Here is a 20,736-nt window from a genome sequence, read left to right as displayed (position 1 = left end):
CGGAGCACGTGGCCCCGCGCGACCCAGCCCGCGGCTCAGCCCGCGGCACAGCTCTCGGTGCACCCTCCGGGCCGCCGCGCCCCCCACCACGACAACGGGGGTGACGTGGGTCACGTTGGGGGCTAGGGTGAGGGGACCGACGATCGCCCATCCCCAGGAGGCCGCGATGACCGTGCCGTCCTCGTCGGCGGAGCACGCGCCCGCGCTCGAGGCTCGCCCCGAGCTGCCGGGCGAGACCGTGTCCCGCGTCGCCATGACGCCCGCGGCGCTCGAGCTGCTCCGTCGACTCCTCCCGATCCATGGCCCGCTCATGTTCCACCAGTCCGGCGGCTGCTGCGACGGCTCCGCGCCCATGTGCTATCCCGCCGGCGACTTCACGACCGGCGCCGCCGACGTCCTGCTGGGCACCTTCGCCCTGCCGGCCGAGGGGGACCAGGCGGCCGGGGAGATCCCGTTCTGGATGTCCGCCGCCCAGTTCGAGTACTGGAAGCACACCCACCTCACCCTGGACGTGGTGGACGGGCGCGGCTCCGGCTTCTCCGTCGAGGCCCCCGAGGGCAAGCGGTTCCTGATCCGTTCGCGGTTGATGGCCGGCTCGGGATGAGCTCGACCCTCGCGACCGGCGCCTACCGACGCGCCGTGGACCGGGCCCACGAGTCCCTCGACTCGGTCCGCCTGTCGCTCGCGCCGTCGTCGCCCACCGCTCCGACCGGCGCGGACCAGGGCCTGCGCGCCGCCCTCCAGGGGCTGCGCCGGGAGGTCCGTGAGTCCTGGCTGCGCTCCCTCGGTGCCCTCACCCCCGCGGGGTCGGCCCTCGACGCAGGGGCGTCCGCGACCGCCCCCGCGGTGCCCGGCCAGACCGACCCGGCCACCCTCTCCGACGACGACCTCGCCACCGCCCGCCGCGAGCAGCGCCTCGCCGTGGCCCTGCCGGTGGTCCGCCGCATGCTCATCCAGCCTGCGGCCGAGGCCGGGATGCTCGCCGCGATCGGCAACGCGCGCGGCCACCTGCTGTGGGTCGAGGGCGACCGGACCGCGGTGCGCCACGCCGAGACCATGGGCTTCGTGGCCGGCGCCGACTGGTCCGAGGCGTCCATGGGCACCTCCGCCCCCGGCATCGTCCTCGCGACCGGCGCCCCCACACAGGTCAGCCGCGGCGAGCACCTGAGCCCGCGCGTGCACCCGTGGAGCTGTTCGGCCGTCCCGCTCACAGACCCGGCCACCGGGCGGCTCGTCGGGGTCCTGGACCTCACCGGGGGCGAGGACGCCGTCAGCCACCTCGCCCTGCCGCTGCTCCAGGCCACCGTGGACGCCGTGCACGCCGCCTGGCGGGACCTGCCCGCCCCGTCCCGGGGCCGTCCCCGCGGCACCGTCCCGACGCCGGGCCCCTCGGCCCCGCCGTCCGCCTCGCCGGAGCCGAGCCCCGCCGCCGCGCCGCACCGCCACGACGACGTAGCGGGCCTGCTGCGCGTCACCGGCCATCTGCCGCCCACGCTGGACGGGGTCGAGCTCACCGGCCGGCACGCCGAGATCCTCACCCTCCTCGCGTGGCACGGCCCGGGCCTGACCGGCGCCGAGCTCGAGATCGCGCTGTATCCGGAGGAGACCGCCGGGCACCGGCCCGCGCCGGGCGACGCCCCCGCCCGCGCCATCTCGCTGCGCGCCGAGGTGCATCGACTCCGCCGGGCGCTACAGGACGTGGGGGCGCCGGTGGCGCTGCTGTCCCGGCCGTACCGGCTCGTGGGGGAGGTGCACGCGGACCTGCTGTGCGCGCGGGAGGCGCTGCGCGCCGGGGATCTGGACCGTGCGCTGCACGCGGCGGCCGGGCCGGTGCTGCCGCGGTCGGTGTCCCCCGGTGTCGCCTCGATCCGGGCGGAGCTGGGGGAGGCGCTGCGCGAGGCCGTCGCCCAGGACGCGGATGTCGAACAGCTCTGGGCCTACCTGGGCCGCCCTGAGGCCCGCGACGACGTCGAGCTCTGGGGCGCCGCCCTGCGTCTGCTGCCGACGGACTCGCCGCGGCGCGCGCTCGCCGTGGCCACGCTCGAGCGGATCGAGCGGGACCTGGCCTGACCCGGCCCGCCCCTCACCCGCGCCCGGCTGCAACCTTCGTGCAACCTCCTTGTGACTAGGGTCACAGCCACGGCAGGGCGCCACCCGGCGCCGAGGCAACCGCAGGCAAAGGAGCCAGCACCATGACCGTCTACGCATTCCCGGGCACCGAGGGAGCCAAGGTCGAGTTCAAGTCCCGCTACGAGCACTTCATCGGCGGAGAGTGGACACCCCCGGTCAAGGGCCAGTACTTCGAGAACGTCACGCCCGTGACGGGCAAGGTGTTCTGCGAGGTCGCCCGCGGCACGGCCGAGGACATCGAGGTCGCCCTCGACGCCGCCTGGAAGGCCGCCCCGGCCTGGGGCGCCACCTCGGCGGCTGAGCGGGCGCTCGTGCTGCACCGCATCGCGGACCGCATGGAGGAGAACCTCGAGATGCTGGCGGTCGCGGAGACCTGGGACAACGGCAAGGCCGTCCGTGAGACCCTCAACGCGGACGTCCCGCTGGCCATCGACCACTTCCGGTACTTCGCCGGCGCGATCCGCGCGCAGGAGGGCGGCCTGTCCCAGGTGGACGAGGACACCGTCGCCTACCACTTCCACGAGCCGCTCGGGGTGGTCGGCCAGATCATCCCGTGGAACTTCCCGCTGCTGATGGGGGTGTGGAAGCTGGCACCCGCGCTGGCCGCGGGCAACGCCGTCGTGATCAAGCCCGCCGAGCAGACCCCGGCCTCGATCATGGTGTTCATCGAGCTGATCGCGGACCTGCTGCCGCCGGGCGTCGTCAACGTGGTCAACGGCTTCGGCCTCGAGGCCGGCAAGCCGCTCGCGCAGTCGCCGCGCATCCGCAAGATCGCGTTCACGGGCGAGACGACGACGGGCCGGCTGATCATGCAGTACGCCTCGGAGAACATCATCCCGGTGACCCTGGAGCTGGGCGGGAAGTCGCCCAACATCTTCTTCGAGGACGTCATGGCGGCCGACGACGCCTACTGGGACAAGGCGCAGGAGGGCTTCACCCTGTTCGCGCTGAACCAGGGCGAGGTCTGCACGTGCCCGTCGCGTGCGCTCGTGCAGGAGTCGATCGCGGAGAAGTTCCTCGACGCCGTCGTGGAGCGGACCTCGCGCATCGTGACCGGAAACCCCCTGGACACGGACGTGATGATGGGCGCCCAGGCCTCCAACGACCAGCTCGAGAAGATCACGTCCTACCTGGACATCGGCCGTCAGGAGGGCGCTGAGGTGCTGATCGGCGGCGCCCGCGCCGAGATGGAGGGCGAACTGGCCGGCGGCTACTACGTGCAGCCCACGATCTTCCGCGGGGACAACTCGATGCGCATCTTCCAGGAGGAGATCTTCGGGCCGGTGGTCTCGACGACCACGTTCACCGACTTCGACGACGCCATGCGGATCGCCAACGACACGCTCTACGGGCTCGGCGCCGGCGTGTGGTCCCGGAACGGCAACACCGCCTACCGCGCGGGCCGGGCGATCCAGGCCGGCCGCGTGTGGGTGAACAACTACCACGCCTACCCGGCCCACGCCGCGTTCGGCGGGTACAAGTCCTCCGGCATCGGCCGTGAGAACCACCTGATGATGCTCGACCACTACCAGCAGACCAAGAACCTGCTCGTCTCCTACTCCGAGGACAAGCTCGGGTTCTTCTGAGCCGACGCCGGCACCGCACAACCCCTCTCCCCACCCCACGAAACGTGATCCCCATGACCACGATGAAGGCAGCCGTCGTCACCCAGTTCGGCACAGAGGCCGACGTCAAGGAGGTCGAGCGCCCGACGCCCGGCCAGCACCAAGCGCTCGTGAAGCTCATCTCCTCGGGCGTCTGTCACACGGACCTGCACGCGATGGAGGGCGACTGGCCGGTGAAGCCGACCCCGCCGTTCATCCCGGGCCACGAGGGCGTGGGCATCGTCGAGGCGGTGGGACCCGATGTGGAGAACCTCAAGGTCGGGGACATGGTCGGCAACGCGTGGCTGTGGGGCGCGTGCGGCCACTGCCAGTACTGCCGCACCGGGTGGGAGACCCTGTGCGAGGAACAGGTCAACGGCGGCTACTCCGTGGACGGGTCCTTCGGCGAGTACATGCTCGTGGACGCCCGCTACGCGCCCGTGATCCCGGAGGGCGCGGACCCGATGGAGGTCGGCCCGATCCTGTGCGCCGGCGTCACGGTGTACAAGGGGCTGAAGCAGACCGAGGTGCGGCCCGGGCAGTGGGTGGTGATCTCCGGCATCGGCGGCCTGGGGCACATCGCGGTGCAGTACGCCGTGGCGATGGGCATGCGCGTGGTGGCCGTGGACGTCGCGGACGACAAGCTGGCGCTCGCCACTCGGCACGGTGCGGAGCTGTCCGTGAACGCGAACGTCGCGGACCCCTCTGTGGAGATCCAGGAGAAGATCGGCGGCGCCCACGGCGTGCTCGTCACGGCCGTGCACCCGCAGGCGTTCGGCCAGGCCATCGCGATGACCCGCCGCGGCGGCACCATCGTGTTCAACGGCCTGCCCCCGGGCGACTTCCCCGCGCCGATCTTCGACATCGTCCTCAAGGGCCTGACCATCCGCGGCTCGATCGTGGGCACCCGGCAGGACATGGTCGAGGCGCTCGAGTTCTATGCGGCCGGGAAGATCCACCCGACGTTCCACACCCGTCCGCTCACCGAGATCAACGACGTGTTCGAGGAGATGCGGCACGGCAAGATCGAGGGCCGCGCCGTCGTCGTCGTGGGGACGGGGCGGGCGGCCGCGCGCCCGACGCCCGGTCCTCAGCGGGCCGCGGCCGGGACGACGCCGTCGCGCAGCCACTCCAGCGTGGCCGGCCAGAAGGTCGGCGCGAACCGCGCGTGGAACAGCCCGAAGTGCCCGATCTCCGCGACACCGAGCTCCTCCGGCCGCACCCGCCAGCGCACCGTCCGCCGACCCGGCGAGTAGGAGTCCGCGCGGTCGAGGGCGGCGTCGGTGCCGAAGTCGTCGTCCACGGGCGCCACGATCAGCGCGTCCGCCGTGAACGCGGCCAGACGACGGCGCAGCTCGTCCCGGCCGGCGGCGGTGCGGGCGCTCGCGGTGAAGTCGCGGCGGCTGCGCGCCCAGTCCAGGGCGACCCCGCGCGGCAGGTCCTCGAGCCAGCCGAGCCGCCGCCCCGGGAAGTGACCGCGGGCCAGCGTGATCGCCGGCATCGCCGCATGCCAGCGACCCCACATCCGCGCCCGTCCCGGCCGCGCCCGGTAGTCCCGCCAGTGGGCGTGCTGCCCGCCCACGGCCACGTGCCGGGCCACATGCCGCGCCTCGTCCGCGAGCCCGATGCCGAACCCGCCGTAGCTGTGGCCCACCGTCAGGAGGGGGCCGGGCAGGTGCGTCCGGGCCCAGCCGAGCACGGCGTCCGCGTCGAGGGCGCCCCAGTCCGCCCAGCGCGCCCGCCGGGCCACGGCGAACGGCTCGCGGGACTCCCCGACGCCCCGGTAGTCGAACGTGACCGCGTGGAATCCGTGGCCGGCGAGGAACTCGGCGTAGCGCCGGTAGTACGTGGCCTTTACCCCGGTCGCCGAGGCGATCACCACGGTGCCGGCAGGCGAAGCCGGGGGCGTCGTCGTCGTGGGGGTGAAGTGGCGGGCCGCGAGCACGAAGCCGTCGGGGGCGCGGAGGCGCACGGGGGTGGAGGTGGTCTGTGTCACACCGCCACCCTAGGCGCGGGGGCGGCGCGACCTGCGACACAATGGGCCCATGACTGAGACCCCCCAGAGCTCTTCCGGCCAGAGCCGGGACGAGATCCTCGCCCGCCTCGAGGAGATCTACGCGAACGACCCCGCGGTGCGCGAGCACGGCGTCACCCTCGGCGAGGTGGCCGAGGGGCGCGCGGTGCTGCACCGCGACGTCACCGCGGACATGGTGAACTCCCACGAGATCTGCCACGGCGGCTTCCTGTTCCACCTCGCGGACTCGGCGCTGGCGTACTGCGTGGCGACCTTCGGCGCCGCCCCCGTCACCCGGCGCGCGGAGATCACCTATGTGGCGCCCGCCAGGCTCGGCGCGCACCTCGTGGCGACCGCCCGCCAGTCGGTGGAGTTCGGTCGCGACCGCATGATCGAGGTCGGCATCGAGGCGGACGGCCAGCTCGTCGCCTGGTTCACCGGCCACTCCACGAGCCCGCGGGTGCGCGCATGAGCGCCGGGCAGGGCACGACGACGGCCGGGCCGGTCGTCGAGTCGGTGGAGCTGCACGTGGCCGCGGGGGCGGAGGAGGCATTCGAGACCGCCGTCGCCGAGGCCGCCGCGCTGTTCCGGGACAGGGACGCCACGTCCTTCGAGCTGGTCCGACAGGTGGAGGACCCCCTGTGCTACCGGCTGATCATCGGGTGGCGCCGCCTCGAGGACCACACCGTGGGCTTCCGCGAGTCGGACGCGTTCCCGGCCTGGCGTGCCCTCGTCACACCGCACCTGGCGGAGCCGCCGGCGGCCACGCACTGGACGACGGCGCACGGCGCCTACTGAGCACCTCCCCCTTCGACGACGACGGGGGCCCCTCAGAGGTGGCGGGCCCCCAGCCGCGTGAGGCTGGCCTGGATGCCGCGGGCGTTGTCCTTGGTGAGCCGCAGCGTCTCGAGCGCCTTCCCCACGGCGGGGCGCGTCCATGAGTAGTCGAAGATCTCGGTGACCTCCGTGGTGCCGTCCCCGTTGTCCAGGAACTCCCAGCGCCAGCGGTGCCCGCCCGGGTGCGCCCACTCGATCAGGCGGTCCGGCTCGGAGGCCGTGGTGGTCAGCGTCATCCGGTACGGCACCCCGTACTTCTTCATGGCGACGGTGAACCGGTCGCCCACGGCCAGCCGGTGCGGCCCGCTGACCTTCGGCTTCACGGTCCCCGAACCGTCCACCTCGTGGTGCCGGTGCGGGTCGGCCAGCGCAGCCCACAGCTCCTCGGCGGGGGCGTCCACGGTGAGCCGGTAGGCCACCTGGCGCTCGCCGACCTCGACGCGCGTGGGCCACGCCGCCTGCGCTGCGGCACGGGGCAGGGCGGCGGACGACGACGGTGCGCCCGGCTCGCTCTGTTCGGACGGGGAGGTCGTGGGGGTCTCGGGGCTCGCGGAGGGGGTCGGCTCGGTGCTCATGCGGCCAGTCTAGGAACCCCTGGGAACCGGCCGGAGTCCTGGCCCCGGCGGCGCGGCGGGCCTAGTGTTGCTCCATGAGCACCTGGGGAATCCACGTCTTCGAGAACGACGCCGCGCAGGAGCTGGTGGACGAGGTCCTGGACGGGACCTTCCGGCTCGACGAGTACCGCGGCACCTTCCGCTCGGAGGAGGATGAGGACTTCATCCCCGCGGACCCCGGCGCCCGGCTCCTCGCCATGGGTGCGATCCTGCGGGTGGCGGACGACTCCGAGGCCCCCGCGGCAGCCGCCCTCGAGGAGATCGCCGGCACGGACGAGCTGGACCTCTCCACCTTCCGGGCCCAGTTCTCCGACGAGGACGTCCTGACCCTGCACGAGCTGATCGGCGTCGTGCTGCGCGAGCCGGCCTCCTCCGAGCTGTTCGAGCGCTGGGAGGAGTCCGGCGAGCACGAGGAGTGGCTCGCGGTCTCCCGCGCGGCCGCCGTCCCGAACTGAGCCGGTGCTCAGCGCCCGTAGCGCGTGAGCCGCAGGGAGTTCAGCACCACGAGCACGCTCGAGGCCGCCATCGCGCCGCCGGCGATCATCGGGTTCAGCAGGCCCGATGCCGCAATCGGGATGCCGAGCACGTTGTACGCGAACGCCCAGAACAGGTTCATCCGGATGATGGCGAGAGTCCTCCGGCTCAGCTCGAGCGCCTGCACCACCTGGTCCAGGTCGTCGCCGAGCACGGTGATCTGCGCGGCCTCGCGGGCCACGTCCGTCCCCGAGCCCATCGCGATCCCCATGTCCGCGGCGGCGAGCGCGGGGGCGTCGTTGACGCCGTCGCCCACCATGGCGACCACGCGGCCCTCGGCCTGCAGGCGGCGGACCACGTTCACCTTGTCCTCGGGGCGGACGCCGGCCACCACGTCCTCGGGTGCGATCCCGACGGCGGCGCCCACCTGGGCGGCCACCGCGGCGTTGTCACCGGTCACCAGCAGCGGGCGCAGGCCCAGGTCCTTGAGCCGGGCGATCGCGGCCGCGGAGGAGGGCTTCACGGTGTCCGTCACGGAGACGATCCCGGCGAGCCGGCCGTCCACGGCCACCCACACGGCGGTGGCGCCGGCGGACTCGGCGGCCGCGAAGGCCTCCGCGTGCTCGGCGGGGATCGGGCCGCCGAGGGCGTCGTCGACCACGGATCCACGTCCCACGGCCACGCGGCGGCCCTCGACCACGCCGGTCACGCCGCCGCCCGGGGTGGAGGCGAAGTCCTGCACGGCGGCGAGATCGAGGCCGCGCTCGCGGGCGCCGTCGACGATCGCACGGGCGATCGGGTGCTCGGAGCCGGTCTCCACGGCCGCGGCGAGCGCGAGGACGCGGTCCTCGGCCGGGTGCGCAGCGGCGCCGGGGGCTCCCGTCCCGCGCACGGAGGCGTCTGGAGAGGCTTCCGCTTCGCCCACGGAGACGGGGCGGACGGCGGCCAGGCGCATGCGGCCCTCGGTCACGGTGCCGGTCTTGTCCAGCACGAGGGTGTCCACCGTGCGGGTGTCCTCGAGGACTTCGGGGCCGCGGATGAGGATGCCCAGCTGGGAGGCGCGGCCGGTGCCGGCCAGCAGTCCCACGGGGGTGGCGAGGCCGAGCGCGCACGGGCACGCGATCACCAGCACAGCGACGCCGGCACGCAGGGCGGGGGCCACGTCGCCGCCGGTGACGAGCAGCCACACGGCGAACGTGAGCACGGCCAGCGCCAGGACGACGGGCACGAACACGGCCGAGATGCGGTCCGCCAGGCGGGCGACGCGGGCCTTGCCGGTCTGTGCGTCCGAGACGAGGCGGCCCATCTGGGCGAGCGTCGTGTCCGCGCCGGTGCGGGTGACGCGTGCGATCAGGCGGCCGGAGGTGTTCAGGGTGGCGCCCGTGACCTCGTCCCCGGGGCCGACCTCCACGGGCACGGACTCGCCGGTGAGCAGGGAGGCGTCCACGGCGGAGGCGCCCTCGAGCACCACCGCGTCGGAGGGGACCTTCTCGCCCGGGCGGACCACGACGACGTCGCCGGGGTTCACCTGCTCTGCGGGGACCACGCGCTCGGCGAGGCGGTCGCCGGAGGGGCCGTCGCCGTCGTCGGCGCTGTCCCAGCCGGGGAGCAGGGTGGCCTGGGCCGCGCCGAGGTCCAGGAGGGCGCGCAGGGCGGCGCCGGCCTCCCGCTTGGCGCGGGCCTCGAGCCAGCGGCCCAGCAGCAGGAAGGTGGTGATGACCGCCGCGGTCTCGAAGTAGAGGCTGTGGTGCATCATCGCGGCCATGCCGCCGCCCACGTGGGCGGTCATGCCCGGGTCGAGCAGCAGCTCGATCGCGGAGTAGCCCCACGAGACGAGCACGCCCACGGACACGAGGGTGTCCATGGTGGAGCTGCCGTGGCGGCCCGCGCGGACGGCGGCGGAGTGGAACGGCCAGGCCGCCCAGAACACCACCGGCGCGGAGAGTGCGAGCGCCGCCCAGCCCCAGTGCGGGAACTGCAGCGCCGGGACCATGGAGATCAGCAGGACGGGCAGGCTCAGCAGGGCCGCCCCGATCAGCCGTGGGCGCAGCACGTCCTCCCGCGGGCCGTGCTCCAGGTGGTTCACGTGGTCGTGGTCCGCGTGGCCGGGGCGATCGCCGCGAGCGGCGTGGTGGCCGGTGCTGGAACCCGCGGGGCCTCCGGCGTGCCCCGCGTCCTCCATGGCGCCGGCGTCCGCGGTCGGCTCCGCGCCCGGGGTGGGGGCCGTGGTGACGGCGGGCCGCGCGTGCGGGTCCTCGCGCACCCGCGCCGTGTATCCGGCCTTCTCGACGGCGGCGATCAGCTCGGCGTCGCTCACGCCCTCGGGCGCGGTGACGGTGGCCCGCTCGAGGGGCAGGTTCACCGAGGCCTCGACGCCGTCGATCTTCCCGAGCTTGCGCTCCACCCGGCCGACGCACGAGGCGCACGTCATGCCGGAGACGTCGAGGTCCACGCGGCGCCCGCCGGTGCTGAGCACCTCGGAGGCGGCCTGCGCGGGCGTACGGGTGCGATTCTCCGTCACGGGTCAGCCCTCCACGATCTGGTAGCCGGCCTCCTCGACGGCGGCGCGCACGGCGGCGGGGTCGAGGTCGGACTCGGAGGTCACGGTGGCGGTGGACGCGCCGCCCTTGACGAGGTCCACGTCCACGGCGGTCACGCCGGGGAGCTCGCCGAGCTCCTCCGTCACGGACGCGACGCAGTGGCCGCAGGTCATGCCGGTGATCTTCAGGTCGGTGGTGGTCATGGGGTGCTCCTTCGGGTGGGCGGTTCCGGTGGTTCCGGTGGTGTCTGAGGTCTGGGCGGTGAGGGCGCGGACGGGGGTGCGCGTCAGCGCAGCAGCCGCCCGATGGCGGCCGTGGCCTCCGCGACCTTCTCGTCGATGAGGTCGGTGCGGCCCTGCGCCTCCGCCTGCACGGCGGCCTCCGCCACGCAGTGGCGCAGGTGCTCCGAGGTGAGGTTGAGGCTCAGGGCCTGCAGGGCCTTGGTGACGGCGGCGACCTGCGTGAGGACGTCGATGCAGTACACGTCCTCCTCCACCATGCGGTGGATGCCGCGGACCTGCCCCTCGATGCGGCGCAGCCGCTTCAGGTGCGCGTCCCTGTCACGGTGGACGGCGTGGGGCGGCTCGGGGCCCTCGCACGGGTCGACGGCGTGGCACGCGGAGGTGCCGGCTGATTCGCTGTTCACCCCTGGACCATATACCCCATGGGGGTATGCCGTCCATGGGCCGATCCCGCCGCGCGCGGTGTGTCCTTGCGCGGCGCCGCCGTGGCCGCGCGACCCCGTCGCGCCTTCGCGCCGGCTCGTGCGACGGCAACGGCCGCCCGGCGAGCGGCCGGGCGGCCGGGCGGCCGGGCGGCCGTGGGGGAGGGCAGGGGCGACGCTCAGGCGGCGGCCCGCTCCTCCAGGTCGGCGATCAGCTCGCGCACCTGGAGGTCGAGGGCGTCGCGCACGCTCCGCACCTGCTCGATTCCGAGGCCGCGGATGGAGGGGACGGACCAGCGGCGGACCTCCGCGCCCGCGGGGATCTCGAACGGGTCCGCACCGTCGAAGAGCACCACCAGCTCGGTCGTCCGCAGGACGTCCGCGTCCAGCCCCTTGGGGTAAGCGTGGTGCAGGGGGATGCCTGCCTCGGTCATGGCGTCCAGCGCGGTGGGGATGATCTCGCCCGCGGGGGAGGTGCCGGCGGAGCGGGCCTTCACCGCGCCGGCGGAGCGGTTCTCCAGCAGGGCCGCGGCCATCTGCGAGCGGCCGGCGTTGCCGTGGCACACGAAGAGCACGCGGGGGTGGCGCGACTCGATGCTGCCCTGCGCGATCGCCATGGCGCGCAGCCGGTCGGCCGCGTGGCGCACCGAGGTGGTCGCGAGCATCTCCGGGTGACGGCTCGTGGCGGACAGCGTGGCGTAGGACTCGGCCAGCACGGTGCGCGCCGTCGCCACGTCGCCCACCTCCGGGTACCGCGCGTGCAGGCGCACGGCCTCGCGCTCCAGCACGCGGGCGGGCATCCCGTGCGGCGCCGCCTCCGAGGGCTGGTCGGCGACGGCGTCGAGCGGGACGCCGTCCTCGGGGGTGCGGGGAGCGGCGTCGGGATCCGGGGGGATGGGGCACATGGGAAGGACCTCGGGTGGGCGGGCGTTCGAGGTGAACGCGGGGCTAACGAACCCCTCCACGCTAGTGCATCGCGTCTGCGAGAAGGCGGCGGTGCGGCCGGGCGGGGCCGTTCGCGACGGCCCGGCCGTGGGAGAGAATGGACGCCATGTGTGCCCGATCCGCCCTCCCGGACGTCGGCCCGGCCGTGGCCGGCGTGCTCGACGCCGCCGCCTCGCCGTTCGCAGACGCGGTGGTCTGGGCGCAGGGGGACGTCGCATGGCGCGGCACCGGCGGGTGGACGGTGCTCCTGACGGGGCGGGATCGGCTGCGCCGGCTCTCCGCGCTGTGGCAGGCCGCCGTCGCGGGACGGCCGGACCCCGCGGCGCCCGTGCGCGGCTGGATCTCCTCGACCTTCGCCGACGACTCCGCCGAGCCCGCCGTCCTCCGCGTGCCCGAGCGGCTCGCCCGGGCGGATGCGGACGGGGTGCGCGGCATCGCACAGCACGCGGACGGCGCCGCGCTCGCCGCGGCCGCCGCCGCCGATCCGGACGCGCGCCTGCTGACAGGCGAGGATTTCCCCCTGCCCGCGGACACCGCGGAGCGCGCGTGGGACGACGTCGGCTACGCCGCCGGGGTGCGGGAGGTCCTGGAACGCCTGGCACGCCCCGGGGACGGGGCCGGGCGGGAGCCGCTCGAGAAGGTCGTCATCAGCCGCACGTTGACGGTGCCGGCCGAGGACGCAGACCTGTGGCGCGCGGTCGAGGCGCTGCGGGCGGACTACCCGCAGACGTGGGTGTTCGCCGTCGGCGGGCTCGTGGGGGCCACCCCGGAGATCCTCGCGACGCGCCACGCGGGCGAGGTCTCCTCGCGCGTGCTGGCCGGCTCCCTGCCGCGGGGTGCGACGGCGGCCGAGGACGCCGCGCTGCGGGCCCGCCTCGCCGCGGACGAGCGCCTCGGCCATGAGCACCGCTGGGCTGCTCGATCGGTGGTGGACGCCCTCGCACCGGTGGTGGAGCTGGAGGACGCGGATCCGGCGCCCACCGTGCTGACCCTGCCCAACGTGCACCACCTGGCCACGGCCGTGCGCGGGCGGCTTCGGGACGGGGGCGGCACCGTCCTGGACGTCGTGGCGGCCCTGCACCCGACGGCGGCGGTCGGCGGCACGCCGCGAGAGGCGGCCGTGCGGCTGATCGCCGAGGTCGAGCCCGTGGACCGCGGCCGCTACGCCGGGCCCGTGGGGTGGATGGACGAGACCGGCGACGGCGTGATCGCGCTCGCGCTGCGCTGCGGCCAGCAGGTGCCCGGCGGGATCCGGCTGCACGCCGGCGGCGGCATGGTGCCCGGGGCGGTGCCCGAGGAGGAGGTCGTGGAGGTCGGCGTGAAGCTCCAGCCGATGCGGCGGGCGCTCGGGCTCCGCTGACCCCGAGGCGGCTCAGGCGGCTCAGGCGGCCTGGGCGACCCCGGGGGCCGCAGCATGCGCGGCCTCGCGCAGGCGGCGGCCGGCCTCGTGCTCGGCGATGGCCGGCAGGAACGTGGTCAGGCGGGCCTCGGCCTTGAGGTCGGCGACGACCGCGCGGACGGTGGCGCGCACGGCGTCGGCGGGGACCTCGTCCGCGAAGCGCTGGGCGAGCTTGTTCTCGACGCGGGCCAGCACGTGGCGCTGCATCAGGGGGCTGGGGGCGGTGGGCAGGTGGTGGTCGGTGTTCGGGGTGGTCATGGGGATGACTCCTCTCTGAGCCGGGCGTGACACTCGGCGGCTGATGCGGGGCGGGCCCCGCCGGATGGATCGATGTGTCCCACCCTTCCGAAGTGAACGAAAGGTGAACAACTTGTTAACCAGCCTACTCGGACGGCGGGATTTGGCAAGTCTTCGCCGGTGGTCCGGAGCGTCCGTCGAACCCTCGGAAGGTCCCTCAAAGGTCCGGAAGATGCCGGAATCGTGCGGATCCGGGCGATGGGTCCCTGGTCGGCGAGACCTCGGGCGCAAGGTAAACGAAAGGTGAACGCAGCCATGGTGCCCCTGTCCTGGCCGGCGGGGCGCGGTGGCGCGCCGGATCCTGCGGGGGCTGCCGACGTCGTCGTGAACCGACCCGCCGGGACCGCCGCCCCGTCTGGGAGAATGGACGGGATGTCTGACTACCAGCCCCGCCGCCCCGGCTCGAAGCCCGCCCCCGCCCATCGCACGGACCGCACCGGCAAGCCCGCGTTCAAACGGCCCGAGCGCGGCATGATCGACGAGTCCGAGGCCCGCCAGCTCGCCGAGGACCGCGAGCGCATGCACCGCGCCGGGGTCGGCCACCAGCTCTCCGCGCCGAAGCGCCGCGAGGCCGCGGCCGCCGAGCGCCCCCAGGTGATGCCCAAGACCGAGGGCTGGGCCCAGCCCATGGGACCGGACGGACGCCCGCAGCTGCAGTTCAAGCAGCCGCGGGTCTCCCAGCCGCCGCAGCACCTCGCCGACCTCACCCTGGCCGAGCGCCAGGAGAAGGCGAAGGAGATCGGCCTGCCCGCGTTCCGCGCGAAGCAGCTCTCCGTGCACTACTTCGAGCACTTCACCACGGACCCCGAGCAGATGACCGACCTGCCCAAGGACAAGCGCGAGGCGATCGCCGAGGCGTTCTTCCCGCCGCTGCTCACCGAGGTCCGCCGCATGGAGACCGACCGCGGCGACACGGTGAAGTTCCTCTGGCGGCTCTTCGACGGCGCGCTCGTGGAGTCCGTGCTCATGCGGTACCCGGGGCGTGTGACGCTGTGCGTGTCCAGCCAGGCCGGCTGCGGCATGAACTGCCCGTTCTGCGCCACCGGCCAGGCGGGGCTCACCCGCAACATGTCGACGGCCGAGATTGTGGAGCAGATCGTGCGCGCCAACCAGGTGATCGCCGCGGGCGGCCTCGGCGGCAAGCGCAAGGACGGCGGGCACGACGCCGACCGCGTCACCAACGTCGTCTTCATGGGCATGGGCGAGCCGCTGGCCAACTACAAGCGCGTGATCGCCTCCGTGCGACGCATGGTGGACCCGGCACCGGAGGGCCTGGGCATGTCCGCGCGGCACGTCACGCTCTCCACGGTCGGCCTGGTGCCGGCCATCCGCAAGCTCACGGAGGAGGGCATCCCGCTCACCTTCGCGCTCTCCCTCCACGCGCCGGACGACGAGCTGCGCGACGAGCTCATCCCCGTGAACTCCCGGTGGAAGGCGGACGAGGCGATCGACGCCGCGTACGACTACTTCGTGAAGACGGGCCGCCGCGTGTCCATCGAGTACGCCCTCATCAAGGACATGAACGACCACGCGTGGCGCGCCGACCTGCTCGCCAAGAAGCTCAACGCGCGCGGCAAGGGCTGGGTGCACGTGAACCCCATCCCGCTGAATCCGACGCCGGGCTCCATCTGGACCGCCTCGGAGAAGGACGTGACGCGCGAGTTCGTGGACCGGCTCAACGCCGCCGGGATCCCCACCACCCTGCGCGACACCCGTGGCAAGGAGATCGACGGCGCATGCGGCCAGCTGGCGGCCGAGGACGTCGACTGACCCCGGCGCTTTCGCTGACGGAACCGGGTTTCCCGGTCACTCGCACTCGTGGAACGGGGGCACCCGCACCCGACGGCGCCCGGCACCTCTTCTCCCAGAGGTGCGGGGCGCCGTCGTCGGTCTCCAGCTCGGGGCCTTGCCGAATCCGCCCCTCAGCGGATCAGAACTCCACGGTCGTCGAGTCGCCCGGCTCGGCGGTGCCGCCGGTGACCTTGGCCTTCACGACCTCGACCGCGGTGGCCACCGCGCCCGCGGATTCCCAGTACTGCGCGGACTCGGCGTCCACGCGCACGAGCACGATCTGCGGATCCTCGGGCGTCGAGCCCTCACCGAAGAAGGACTCGTTGACGGCGCTCCAGTACGTCCTCTTGCGCTCGTCGTCACGGACCACCTGGCCGTGGCCGGAGACGGACGCCCAGAAGGACTTCTCCTGGACCGCCACGTTCACGGGACGCTGGGCGGCCTCGTCGGCGACGTCGGAGCTCGCGCGGGTCATGAACCACAGGGTGCCGTCCTGCTCGGCCTCCTGCAGGCCCATGGGGCGGGTCACGAGGCGGCCGTCGGCCTCAGAGGTGGTGAGCATGGCGACACGGACGTCGGCCAGCCTCTCGAGCAGGTGGGTGCGGGGGTCCTTCTCAGCCATGACGGCTCTCCTTCGGTCTCACGGTCAGTGCGTGACGCCGACGCTAGGCCCCTGCGCCGGGGCTCGGCCAGGCTCGGGCGCCGGAGGCGCCGCGCGCCGGACGACGGCGGCCGGCGTCGTGCCTCAGTCCTCGGACGCGAGGTGCGCGATCTGCTCCACGGCGTACGCGTAGCCGTGCACGCCCGCACCGGCGATGACCGCCTCGACCACGGGGGAGAGGTAGGAGTGGTGCCGGAACGGCTCGCGGGCGTGCACGTTGCTCAGGTGCACCTCCACGGCCGGGATCTGGACGGCGGACAGCGCGTCCCGGATCGCGACGGACGTGTGGGTGAAGCCGCCCGGGTTCAGCACGATCCCGACGGCGGCCTCCCGCGCCTCGTGGATCCAGTCGATCAGCACGCCCTCGTGGTTGGACTGGCGGAACTCCACGGCGAGGCCGTGCTGCGCCGCGCGTGCCTCGGTGAGGGCGCGGACGTCGTCGAGGGTGGCCGTCCCGTAGACCTCCGGCTCGCGCGTGCCGAGCAGGTTCAGGTTCGGGCCGTTGAGGACGAACACGGTGCGGGCGCTCTGGTCGGTCATGGCGTCTCCTGGGGGTGTCGGAGGGGAGGGGAGGGCGGGGCGGGCGGACGGGGCCGGACGGCGACGGCGGCGTCCCCTGCGAGCGTACGTCGCCGGCGTCGTCCGCGACTCGCGCGCGGCCCGGTCTGCCTGCTTCCCTGGAGGCGGCCCCACCAGAGAGATAGGACGACCAGTGACGACTGACCCGCACGCCACAACCCCCGACCTCACCGCGCCCGACCTCACCGCCCCCGACCTCGGCGCCGACGTCCCCGCCACCGTCACGCTGACGGGCACGGGCGTGGCCGGCGTCGAGATGCCCCGGACCGGGCTGGGCACGTGGCGCCTGGCCGGGGAGGAGGGCGCCGACGCGGTGCACGCGGCTCTCGCGGCCGGCTACCGCCACGTCGACACGGCGGAGAACTACGGGAACGAGGACGCGGTGGGCCTCGCCGTCGCCCGGGCCCTCGCCGAGGGCGTGCTCACCCGCGACGAGCTGTTCCTCACCACGAAGTTCAACAGGGAGCACCACGGCGGCCCGGAGCGGGTGCGGCCCGCCGTCGAGGCCTCCCTGCGCCGCCTGGGCGTGGACCATGCCGACCTCGTGCTCATCCACTGGCCCAATCCCGAGCAGGACCGGTACGTGGAGACGGCGGCCGCGCTCGCGGGCCTCGTGGAGACGGGCCTGATCCGCGCGTGGGGCGTCTCCAACTTCACGGCCGAGCACCTCGACCGCCTCGCGGAGGCCGGACTGCGGGCCCCGGTCGACCAGATCCAGGTGGACCCCGTGGCCGCGATCCCCGGCTGGCAGGCCGCCGTCCGCGCGCACGGCGCCGTGGTCACGGCCTACTCGCCCATCGGCCGCGCCGAGCTCGGCATCGAGACCCGCGAGGCGATCACGGCCGCCATCGCCCGGACGGGGCGCACCGTGCAGCAGGTGGTGTTGCGCTGGCACCTGCAGCACGGGCGCGTCGTCATCCCCAAGTCGGCGGATCCGGCGCGCCAGGCCGAGAACCTGGACCTCCTCTCCTTCTCCCTCACGCCCGCGGAGATGGCCGGGGTCGACGCGCTCGACGACGGCTCCGGCCCCCGGCAGCACCCGGAGACGTTCGGGCACTGAGCGCGCCGGAACCGGCGCGGTGCCGGGGGTCCCGCGCGCGGGGACAGAGGCGCGGGGGCGGAATAGCCGCGCTCCACGGCCTGTTCCACCCCGTGAACCACTGACGACGCCGCCCCGCTCGGGCGCCGACGTCGCCACCGATGAAAGGACCTCCCATGGCCACCACCGATCTCACCCTTGACGCCTTCGGCTCGACCGTCTCCGAGAACGACACCGTCCTGGTGGACTTCTGGGCCTCGTGGTGTGGCCCGTGCCGACAGTTCGCCCCCGTCTTCGAGGCCGCCTCGGAGAAGCATGAGGACGTCGTGTTCGCCAAGGTGGACACCGAGGCCGAGCAGCAGCTCGCCGCGATGGCCGGGATCACCTCGATCCCCACGCTGATGGCGTTCCGCGGCGGCGTGCTCGTGTTCTCCCAGGCCGGTGCCCTTCCCGGCTCGGCGCTCGATCAGCTCCTCGAGCAGGTCAAGGGCCTGGACGTGGACGAGGTGCGGCGCATGGCGCAGGAGTCCGACGCCGCCGAGCCCGCCCCGGAAGAGGCCGTGGAGTCGGCTGCCGCGCAGCTCGACGAGGTCAACGGCCGCTGACGCTCCGCCCCCGTCTCACCCGGCGTCGAACGCGCCCTGCTCCCACTGCGCCACGAGCCACGGGCTGAACGCCCGCGGCACGGCGGCCAGGGCGGCGGTCAGCTCGGCGACGCCCACCCAGCACCACTCGGCGACCTCGTCCTCCTCAGGGGCGGGGTCGCCGTGCAGTGTCGCGCGGAACACCGGGCAGACCTCGTGCTCCTCCACGCCGGCCGCGTCGGCCGCGCGGTACCGGAACCCCGGCAGCAGGGGAGCCACGTCCGCCACCTCCACCCCCAACTCCTGGGGCGCCCGGCGGCTCACGGCCTCCTCGGGGGTCTCGCCGACGGCGGGATGGCCGCAGAACCCGTTGGTCCACACGCCCCCGAAGGCCTTCTTGCCCAGGGCCCGGCGCGTCAGCAGGAAGCGGCCGTCGGGGCTGTAGACGTGGCACGAGAACGCCAGGTGCAGCGGCGTGCCGCCCTCCGCGACGTTCCGGTGCACGGTCGCCTTCGGCTCGGCGCCGACGGGAGTGCCGTCCGCGTCCAGGAGCACCACCCGCTCCACGTCGGAGGCGGTGGCGTCGGAGGCATGCGGGCCGGCGGTGTCCATGCGCACCAGTGTGACAGGGCGCGCCCGGGGGTCGCCCCTTCGGTGTGCGCCATCTCACTCTGCCCTGTGATACGCGTCTGACCGGGGGCGATAGAATCCCCCGCGAGCGTCCCGTTCCGTGGGCCGCACCACCGTCGTCCAGGAGGACCTCCATGACCCTCGCCCTGCCGCGCCCCGCCCGCCTCACCGCGCTCTCCGCCGCCGCCCTGCTCGCCCTCACCGCGTGCGGCGGCCAGGACGCGGCCGAGTCCTCGGCCTCGTCCCCGGAGGCCGGCGCCCCGACGTCGGCCGCGGCCTCGCCGACGGAGTCCGCCTCGGCCTCGCAGGCCGGATCCTCCTCCGCCGCCCCGGTGGAGCACGGGCCGGGCACGTGCTTCACCGCCCCTCTGGGCGCGCGCGACCTCTCCAACTTCGAGGAGACCGACTGCGCGGAGGAGCACACGGCGGAGTACCTGTGGCCCGTCCCCGCGGTCGCCGAGGGCGAGGAGGCCTCCTCCACGTCCGCCGCGGTCTGCCAGGCCGCAGGAGAGCGGCTCTCCGAGCGTGAGGAGATCGGCGCGGGCACGGTGCTCTCCGCGGCGGAGCTCAGCTCCTTCGGCACGGAGGGCACCCACTGCGTGGTCTACGCGGTCTCCGGCCAGTGGAAGGGCCAGATCGTGGACCCGGCGACCACGCTGGAGAAGGCGGCGCAGGAGGCGCCCGCCGCCACGTCCTGACGCTCGCTCCGCCGGTCCACTCCCGTGCGCGGGACCGCGGCGTCCGGGAGTGGACCGGCGGAGCAGAGGCGCGCTAGCGTGGCGTGGAGATTCGACCGTCGAACTATTTTCGGCACGCCGCGTTCCCCGCACCGGCCCCATCCTCACTCGCACCGCCAGCCCAGGAGGCCCCATGCCGGATCCCGACGCCTGCTCCCGCATGTCCGGCATCCTGGACGAGGCGCTCACCCACGCGGCCTCGCGGGCTCCTGACTCCGCCGCCTTCGCGGGCCTGGTCGAGACGCTGCGCGCCCCGGTCGCCGGGGGCAAGCTCGTCCGACCGCAGCTCGTGGACCTCGGCTACCGCGCGGCAGCCGGCGGCCCGGTCCCGCCCGCGGACCGGGCCGCGGTGGACCGTCTCGGCGCGGCGTTCGAGCTGCTGCACACCGCGCTGATCGTGCACGACGACGTGATCGACCGCGACACCGTCCGCCGCGGCCGCCCCACGGTGGCGGAGGAGCACCGTGTGCGCCTCGCCGCGGCGGGCGTGCCCGCGGGAGAGGACGCCCACGCGGGGCTCTCCATGGCCGTGATCGCGGGGGACGCGCTCCTCGCCGAGGCCCTGCACCTGGCCGTGACCTGCACCCCGGACCCGGTCCGCGCGGTGCCGGTGGCCGTCGTCGTGATGGACGCCGCCACCGCGACCGCCGCCGGCGAGCTCGAGGACGTGCTCCTGGGCCTGTCCCGCCACACCGGGGACGAGCCGGACCTCGCGCGCATCCTGGCGATGCAGCGCCTCAAGACGGCGCGCTACTCGTTCGAGGCGCCCCTGCGCGCCGGCGCGCTCCTCGCAGGGTCGTCCGAGGAGTTCGCCGCGGCCCTGGCCGACGTCGGCGCGGACCTGGGCGTGGCCTACCAGGTGGTGGACGATGTCCTCGGCGTCTTCGGCTCGCCCGCGGCCACCGGCAAGTCGGCCGCGGGGGACCTGCGCGAGGGCAAGGCCACCGTGGTCACCGCGCACGGCCGGCGGGACCCGGCCGTGCGCGCCCTGCTGGACCGCGCCGCGGCCTCCCCGGGCGCCGTCGACGCCGCCCGGCGCGGCCTCGAGGGCGCCGGCGCGCGCGAGCACGCCCGCTCCGTGGCCGCCGAGCTCGTGGAGCGCGGGCGCGCCCGCCTGGCCGCGCTGCCGCTCGGCACCGCGGAGCGGTCGGAGCTCGAGGCCGCGTGCCGCGCCGTCCTGGAACGGGAGGCGTGAGC

The 20,736-nt window shown here is 74.4% G+C and carries 22 protein-coding genes and 1 pseudogene; 13 read left to right on the top strand and 10 right to left on the bottom strand.

The window, feature by feature from the left end; translation table 11 throughout:
- Positions 1 to 166 precede the first annotated feature (166 nt).
- From NJC10_RS08515 to adhP, 4 genes and pseudogenes are all read left to right on the top strand, one after another.
- On the top strand, positions 167 to 604 hold the full coding sequence (locus NJC10_RS08515; protein WP_319075923.1) for a DUF779 domain-containing protein: 438 nt from the start codon (positions 167 to 169) through the stop codon (positions 602 to 604).
- Positions 601 to 2,070: a helix-turn-helix domain-containing protein gene (locus tag NJC10_RS08510; protein WP_319075921.1), complete on the top strand. Its 1,470-nt coding sequence runs from the start codon at positions 601 to 603 to the stop codon at positions 2,068 to 2,070. The genes NJC10_RS08515 and NJC10_RS08510 overlap by 4 nt, the downstream gene beginning before the upstream one ends.
- Positions 2,071 to 2,192: 122 nt before the next feature.
- The gene (locus tag NJC10_RS08505; protein ID WP_319075919.1) at positions 2,193 to 3,716 is read left to right on the top strand and encodes an aldehyde dehydrogenase family protein; all 1,524 of its coding nucleotides are present in this window, start codon (positions 2,193 to 2,195) and stop codon (positions 3,714 to 3,716) included.
- 53 nt (positions 3,717 to 3,769) lie between these two features.
- Positions 3,770 to 4,780: pseudogene (adhP, locus tag NJC10_RS08500) on the top strand (alcohol dehydrogenase AdhP); the annotation flags it as partial.
- A 44-nt stretch (positions 4,781 to 4,824) separates the two neighbouring features.
- Here adhP and NJC10_RS08495 read toward each other — a convergent pair.
- Entirely contained in the window at positions 4,825 to 5,730 is a 906-nt protein-coding gene (locus NJC10_RS08495; RefSeq protein WP_319075918.1) for an alpha/beta fold hydrolase, read from the bottom strand.
- A 49-nt stretch (positions 5,731 to 5,779) separates the two neighbouring features.
- Between NJC10_RS08495 and NJC10_RS08490 the strand changes: the two genes are divergently transcribed.
- Together NJC10_RS08490 and NJC10_RS08485 are read left to right on the top strand one after the other, a co-directional pair.
- Positions 5,780 to 6,220 (top strand): hotdog fold thioesterase, encoded by a 441-nt coding sequence (locus tag NJC10_RS08490; RefSeq protein ID WP_319075917.1) that lies wholly within the window; start codon positions 5,780 to 5,782, stop codon positions 6,218 to 6,220.
- Positions 6,217 to 6,546, top strand: a complete 330-nt coding sequence (locus tag NJC10_RS08485; protein ID WP_319075915.1) for a putative quinol monooxygenase — start codon at positions 6,217 to 6,219, stop codon at positions 6,544 to 6,546. Before NJC10_RS08490 ends, NJC10_RS08485 begins: the two co-directional genes overlap by 4 nt.
- A gap of 32 nt (positions 6,547 to 6,578) precedes the next feature.
- Here the strand turns inward: NJC10_RS08485 and NJC10_RS08480 are convergent, their stop codons facing one another.
- Positions 6,579 to 7,160 carry an SRPBCC family protein gene (locus NJC10_RS08480; RefSeq protein WP_319075913.1) on the bottom strand — a complete coding sequence of 194 codons (582 nt, stop codon included), beginning with the start codon at positions 7,158 to 7,160 and terminating at the stop codon, positions 6,579 to 6,581.
- Positions 7,161 to 7,234: 74 nt separating this feature from the next.
- Between NJC10_RS08480 and NJC10_RS08475 the strand changes: the two genes are divergently transcribed.
- On the top strand, positions 7,235 to 7,654 hold the full coding sequence (locus NJC10_RS08475) for a DUF4259 domain-containing protein (RefSeq protein WP_248115720.1): 420 nt from the start codon (positions 7,235 to 7,237) through the stop codon (positions 7,652 to 7,654).
- Positions 7,655 to 7,662: 8 nt separating this feature from the next.
- On the opposite strand, the gene NJC10_RS08470 is transcribed toward NJC10_RS08475, so the two are convergent.
- From NJC10_RS08470 to NJC10_RS08455, 4 genes are all read right to left on the bottom strand, one after another.
- Complete coding sequence (locus NJC10_RS08470; protein WP_413466421.1) at positions 7,663 to 10,194, bottom strand: heavy metal translocating P-type ATPase; 2,532 nt, start codon at positions 10,192 to 10,194, stop codon at positions 7,663 to 7,665.
- A 3-nt stretch (positions 10,195 to 10,197) separates the two neighbouring features.
- The gene (locus NJC10_RS08465) at positions 10,198 to 10,416 is read right to left on the bottom strand and encodes a heavy-metal-associated domain-containing protein (protein WP_248115719.1); all 219 of its coding nucleotides are present in this window, start codon (positions 10,414 to 10,416) and stop codon (positions 10,198 to 10,200) included.
- An 83-nt stretch (positions 10,417 to 10,499) separates the two neighbouring features.
- Positions 10,500 to 10,859: a metal-sensitive transcriptional regulator gene (locus NJC10_RS08460; RefSeq protein WP_248115718.1), complete on the bottom strand. Its 360-nt coding sequence runs from the start codon at positions 10,857 to 10,859 to the stop codon at positions 10,500 to 10,502.
- Positions 10,860 to 11,056: 197 nt separating this feature from the next.
- Complete coding sequence (locus NJC10_RS08455; protein WP_319075909.1) at positions 11,057 to 11,782, bottom strand: low molecular weight phosphatase family protein; 726 nt, start codon at positions 11,780 to 11,782, stop codon at positions 11,057 to 11,059.
- Between the two features lie 146 nt (positions 11,783 to 11,928).
- Between NJC10_RS08455 and NJC10_RS08450 the strand changes: the two genes are divergently transcribed.
- Complete coding sequence (locus NJC10_RS08450) at positions 11,929 to 13,182, top strand: isochorismate synthase MenF (RefSeq protein WP_319075907.1); 1,254 nt, start codon at positions 11,929 to 11,931, stop codon at positions 13,180 to 13,182.
- Positions 13,183 to 13,203: 21 nt separating this feature from the next.
- Here NJC10_RS08450 and NJC10_RS08445 read toward each other — a convergent pair whose 3' ends face one another.
- Complete coding sequence (locus NJC10_RS08445; RefSeq protein WP_319075905.1) at positions 13,204 to 13,479, bottom strand: three-helix bundle dimerization domain-containing protein; 276 nt, start codon at positions 13,477 to 13,479, stop codon at positions 13,204 to 13,206.
- Positions 13,480 to 13,890: 411 nt separating this feature from the next.
- Between NJC10_RS08445 and rlmN the strand changes: the two genes are divergently transcribed.
- On the top strand, positions 13,891 to 15,288 hold the full coding sequence (gene rlmN, locus NJC10_RS08440; protein ID WP_319075904.1) for a 23S rRNA (adenine(2503)-C(2))-methyltransferase RlmN: 1,398 nt from the start codon (positions 13,891 to 13,893) through the stop codon (positions 15,286 to 15,288).
- Between the two features lie 160 nt (positions 15,289 to 15,448).
- Here the strand turns inward: rlmN and NJC10_RS08435 are convergent, their stop codons facing one another.
- Together NJC10_RS08435 and aroQ are read right to left on the bottom strand one after the other, a co-directional pair.
- Complete coding sequence (locus NJC10_RS08435; protein ID WP_319075903.1) at positions 15,449 to 15,931, bottom strand: pyridoxamine 5'-phosphate oxidase family protein; 483 nt, start codon at positions 15,929 to 15,931, stop codon at positions 15,449 to 15,451.
- A gap of 123 nt (positions 15,932 to 16,054) precedes the next feature.
- Positions 16,055 to 16,510 carry a type II 3-dehydroquinate dehydratase gene (gene aroQ, locus NJC10_RS08430; protein WP_319075901.1) on the bottom strand — a complete coding sequence of 152 codons (456 nt, stop codon included), beginning with the start codon at positions 16,508 to 16,510 and terminating at the stop codon, positions 16,055 to 16,057.
- A gap of 172 nt (positions 16,511 to 16,682) precedes the next feature.
- On the opposite strand from aroQ, the gene NJC10_RS08425 reads away from it, so the two are divergent.
- Together NJC10_RS08425 and trxA are read left to right on the top strand one after the other, a co-directional pair.
- The gene (locus NJC10_RS08425; protein ID WP_319075899.1) at positions 16,683 to 17,609 is read left to right on the top strand and encodes an aldo/keto reductase; all 927 of its coding nucleotides are present in this window, start codon (positions 16,683 to 16,685) and stop codon (positions 17,607 to 17,609) included.
- Positions 17,610 to 17,764: 155 nt separating this feature from the next.
- Entirely contained in the window at positions 17,765 to 18,193 is a 429-nt protein-coding gene (trxA, locus tag NJC10_RS08420) for a thioredoxin (protein WP_248115710.1), read from the top strand.
- Between the two features lie 15 nt (positions 18,194 to 18,208).
- On the opposite strand, the gene idi is transcribed toward trxA, so the two are convergent.
- A complete protein-coding gene (idi, locus tag NJC10_RS08415) occupies positions 18,209 to 18,784 on the bottom strand; it encodes an isopentenyl-diphosphate Delta-isomerase (protein WP_248115709.1) in 576 nt (191 codons plus the stop codon).
- A 152-nt stretch (positions 18,785 to 18,936) separates the two neighbouring features.
- On the opposite strand from idi, the gene NJC10_RS08410 reads away from it, so the two are divergent.
- The gene (locus tag NJC10_RS08410; protein ID WP_319075898.1) at positions 18,937 to 19,500 is read left to right on the top strand and encodes a hypothetical protein; all 564 of its coding nucleotides are present in this window, start codon (positions 18,937 to 18,939) and stop codon (positions 19,498 to 19,500) included.
- A 172-nt stretch (positions 19,501 to 19,672) separates the two neighbouring features.
- The gene (locus NJC10_RS08405; RefSeq protein ID WP_319075896.1) at positions 19,673 to 20,734 is read left to right on the top strand and encodes a polyprenyl synthetase family protein; all 1,062 of its coding nucleotides are present in this window, start codon (positions 19,673 to 19,675) and stop codon (positions 20,732 to 20,734) included.
- The last annotated feature ends 2 nt before the right edge of the window (positions 20,735 to 20,736 follow it).

It is taken from the genome of Micrococcus sp. M4NT (genome assembly GCF_033790745.1).
Taxonomy (GTDB): domain Bacteria; phylum Actinomycetota; class Actinomycetes; order Actinomycetales; family Micrococcaceae; genus Micrococcus.
Note: the sequence above shows the minus strand (reverse complement) of the source record. Positions and strands in the feature narration are given on the sequence as shown.

Excerpts from the sequence above, each read along its gene's own strand:
- NJC10_RS08455 (WP_319075909.1), bottom strand. The coding sequence starts at position 11,782 with ATGTGCCCCATCCCCCCGGATCCCGACGCCGCTCCCCGCACCCCCGAG.
- NJC10_RS08445 (WP_319075905.1), bottom strand. The coding sequence starts at position 13,479 with ATGACCACCCCGAACACCGACCACCACCTGCCCACCGCCCCCAGCCCC.
- NJC10_RS08490 (WP_319075917.1), top strand. The coding sequence starts at position 5,780 with ATGACTGAGACCCCCCAGAGCTCTTCCGGCCAGAGCCGGGACGAGATC.
- NJC10_RS08405 (WP_319075896.1), top strand. The coding sequence starts at position 19,673 with ATGCCGGATCCCGACGCCTGCTCCCGCATGTCCGGCATCCTGGACGAG.
- idi (WP_248115709.1), bottom strand. The coding sequence starts at position 18,784 with ATGGACACCGCCGGCCCGCATGCCTCCGACGCCACCGCCTCCGACGTG.
- NJC10_RS08450 (WP_319075907.1), top strand. The coding sequence starts at position 11,929 with ATGTGTGCCCGATCCGCCCTCCCGGACGTCGGCCCGGCCGTGGCCGGC.
- NJC10_RS08485 (WP_319075915.1), top strand. The coding sequence starts at position 6,217 with ATGAGCGCCGGGCAGGGCACGACGACGGCCGGGCCGGTCGTCGAGTCG.
- rlmN (WP_319075904.1), top strand. The coding sequence starts at position 13,891 with ATGTCTGACTACCAGCCCCGCCGCCCCGGCTCGAAGCCCGCCCCCGCC.
- NJC10_RS08480 (WP_319075913.1), bottom strand. The coding sequence starts at position 7,160 with ATGAGCACCGAGCCGACCCCCTCCGCGAGCCCCGAGACCCCCACGACC.
- NJC10_RS08465 (WP_248115719.1), bottom strand. The coding sequence starts at position 10,416 with ATGACCACCACCGACCTGAAGATCACCGGCATGACCTGCGGCCACTGC.
- NJC10_RS08410 (WP_319075898.1), top strand. The coding sequence starts at position 18,937 with ATGACCCTCGCCCTGCCGCGCCCCGCCCGCCTCACCGCGCTCTCCGCC.
- trxA (WP_248115710.1), top strand. The coding sequence starts at position 17,765 with ATGGCCACCACCGATCTCACCCTTGACGCCTTCGGCTCGACCGTCTCC.
- NJC10_RS08510 (WP_319075921.1), top strand. The coding sequence starts at position 601 with ATGAGCTCGACCCTCGCGACCGGCGCCTACCGACGCGCCGTGGACCGG.
- NJC10_RS08435 (WP_319075903.1), bottom strand. The coding sequence starts at position 15,931 with ATGGCTGAGAAGGACCCCCGCACCCACCTGCTCGAGAGGCTGGCCGAC.
- aroQ (WP_319075901.1), bottom strand. The coding sequence starts at position 16,510 with ATGACCGACCAGAGCGCCCGCACCGTGTTCGTCCTCAACGGCCCGAAC.
- NJC10_RS08505 (WP_319075919.1), top strand. The coding sequence starts at position 2,193 with ATGACCGTCTACGCATTCCCGGGCACCGAGGGAGCCAAGGTCGAGTTC.
- NJC10_RS08475 (WP_248115720.1), top strand. The coding sequence starts at position 7,235 with ATGAGCACCTGGGGAATCCACGTCTTCGAGAACGACGCCGCGCAGGAG.
- NJC10_RS08515 (WP_319075923.1), top strand. The coding sequence starts at position 167 with ATGACCGTGCCGTCCTCGTCGGCGGAGCACGCGCCCGCGCTCGAGGCT.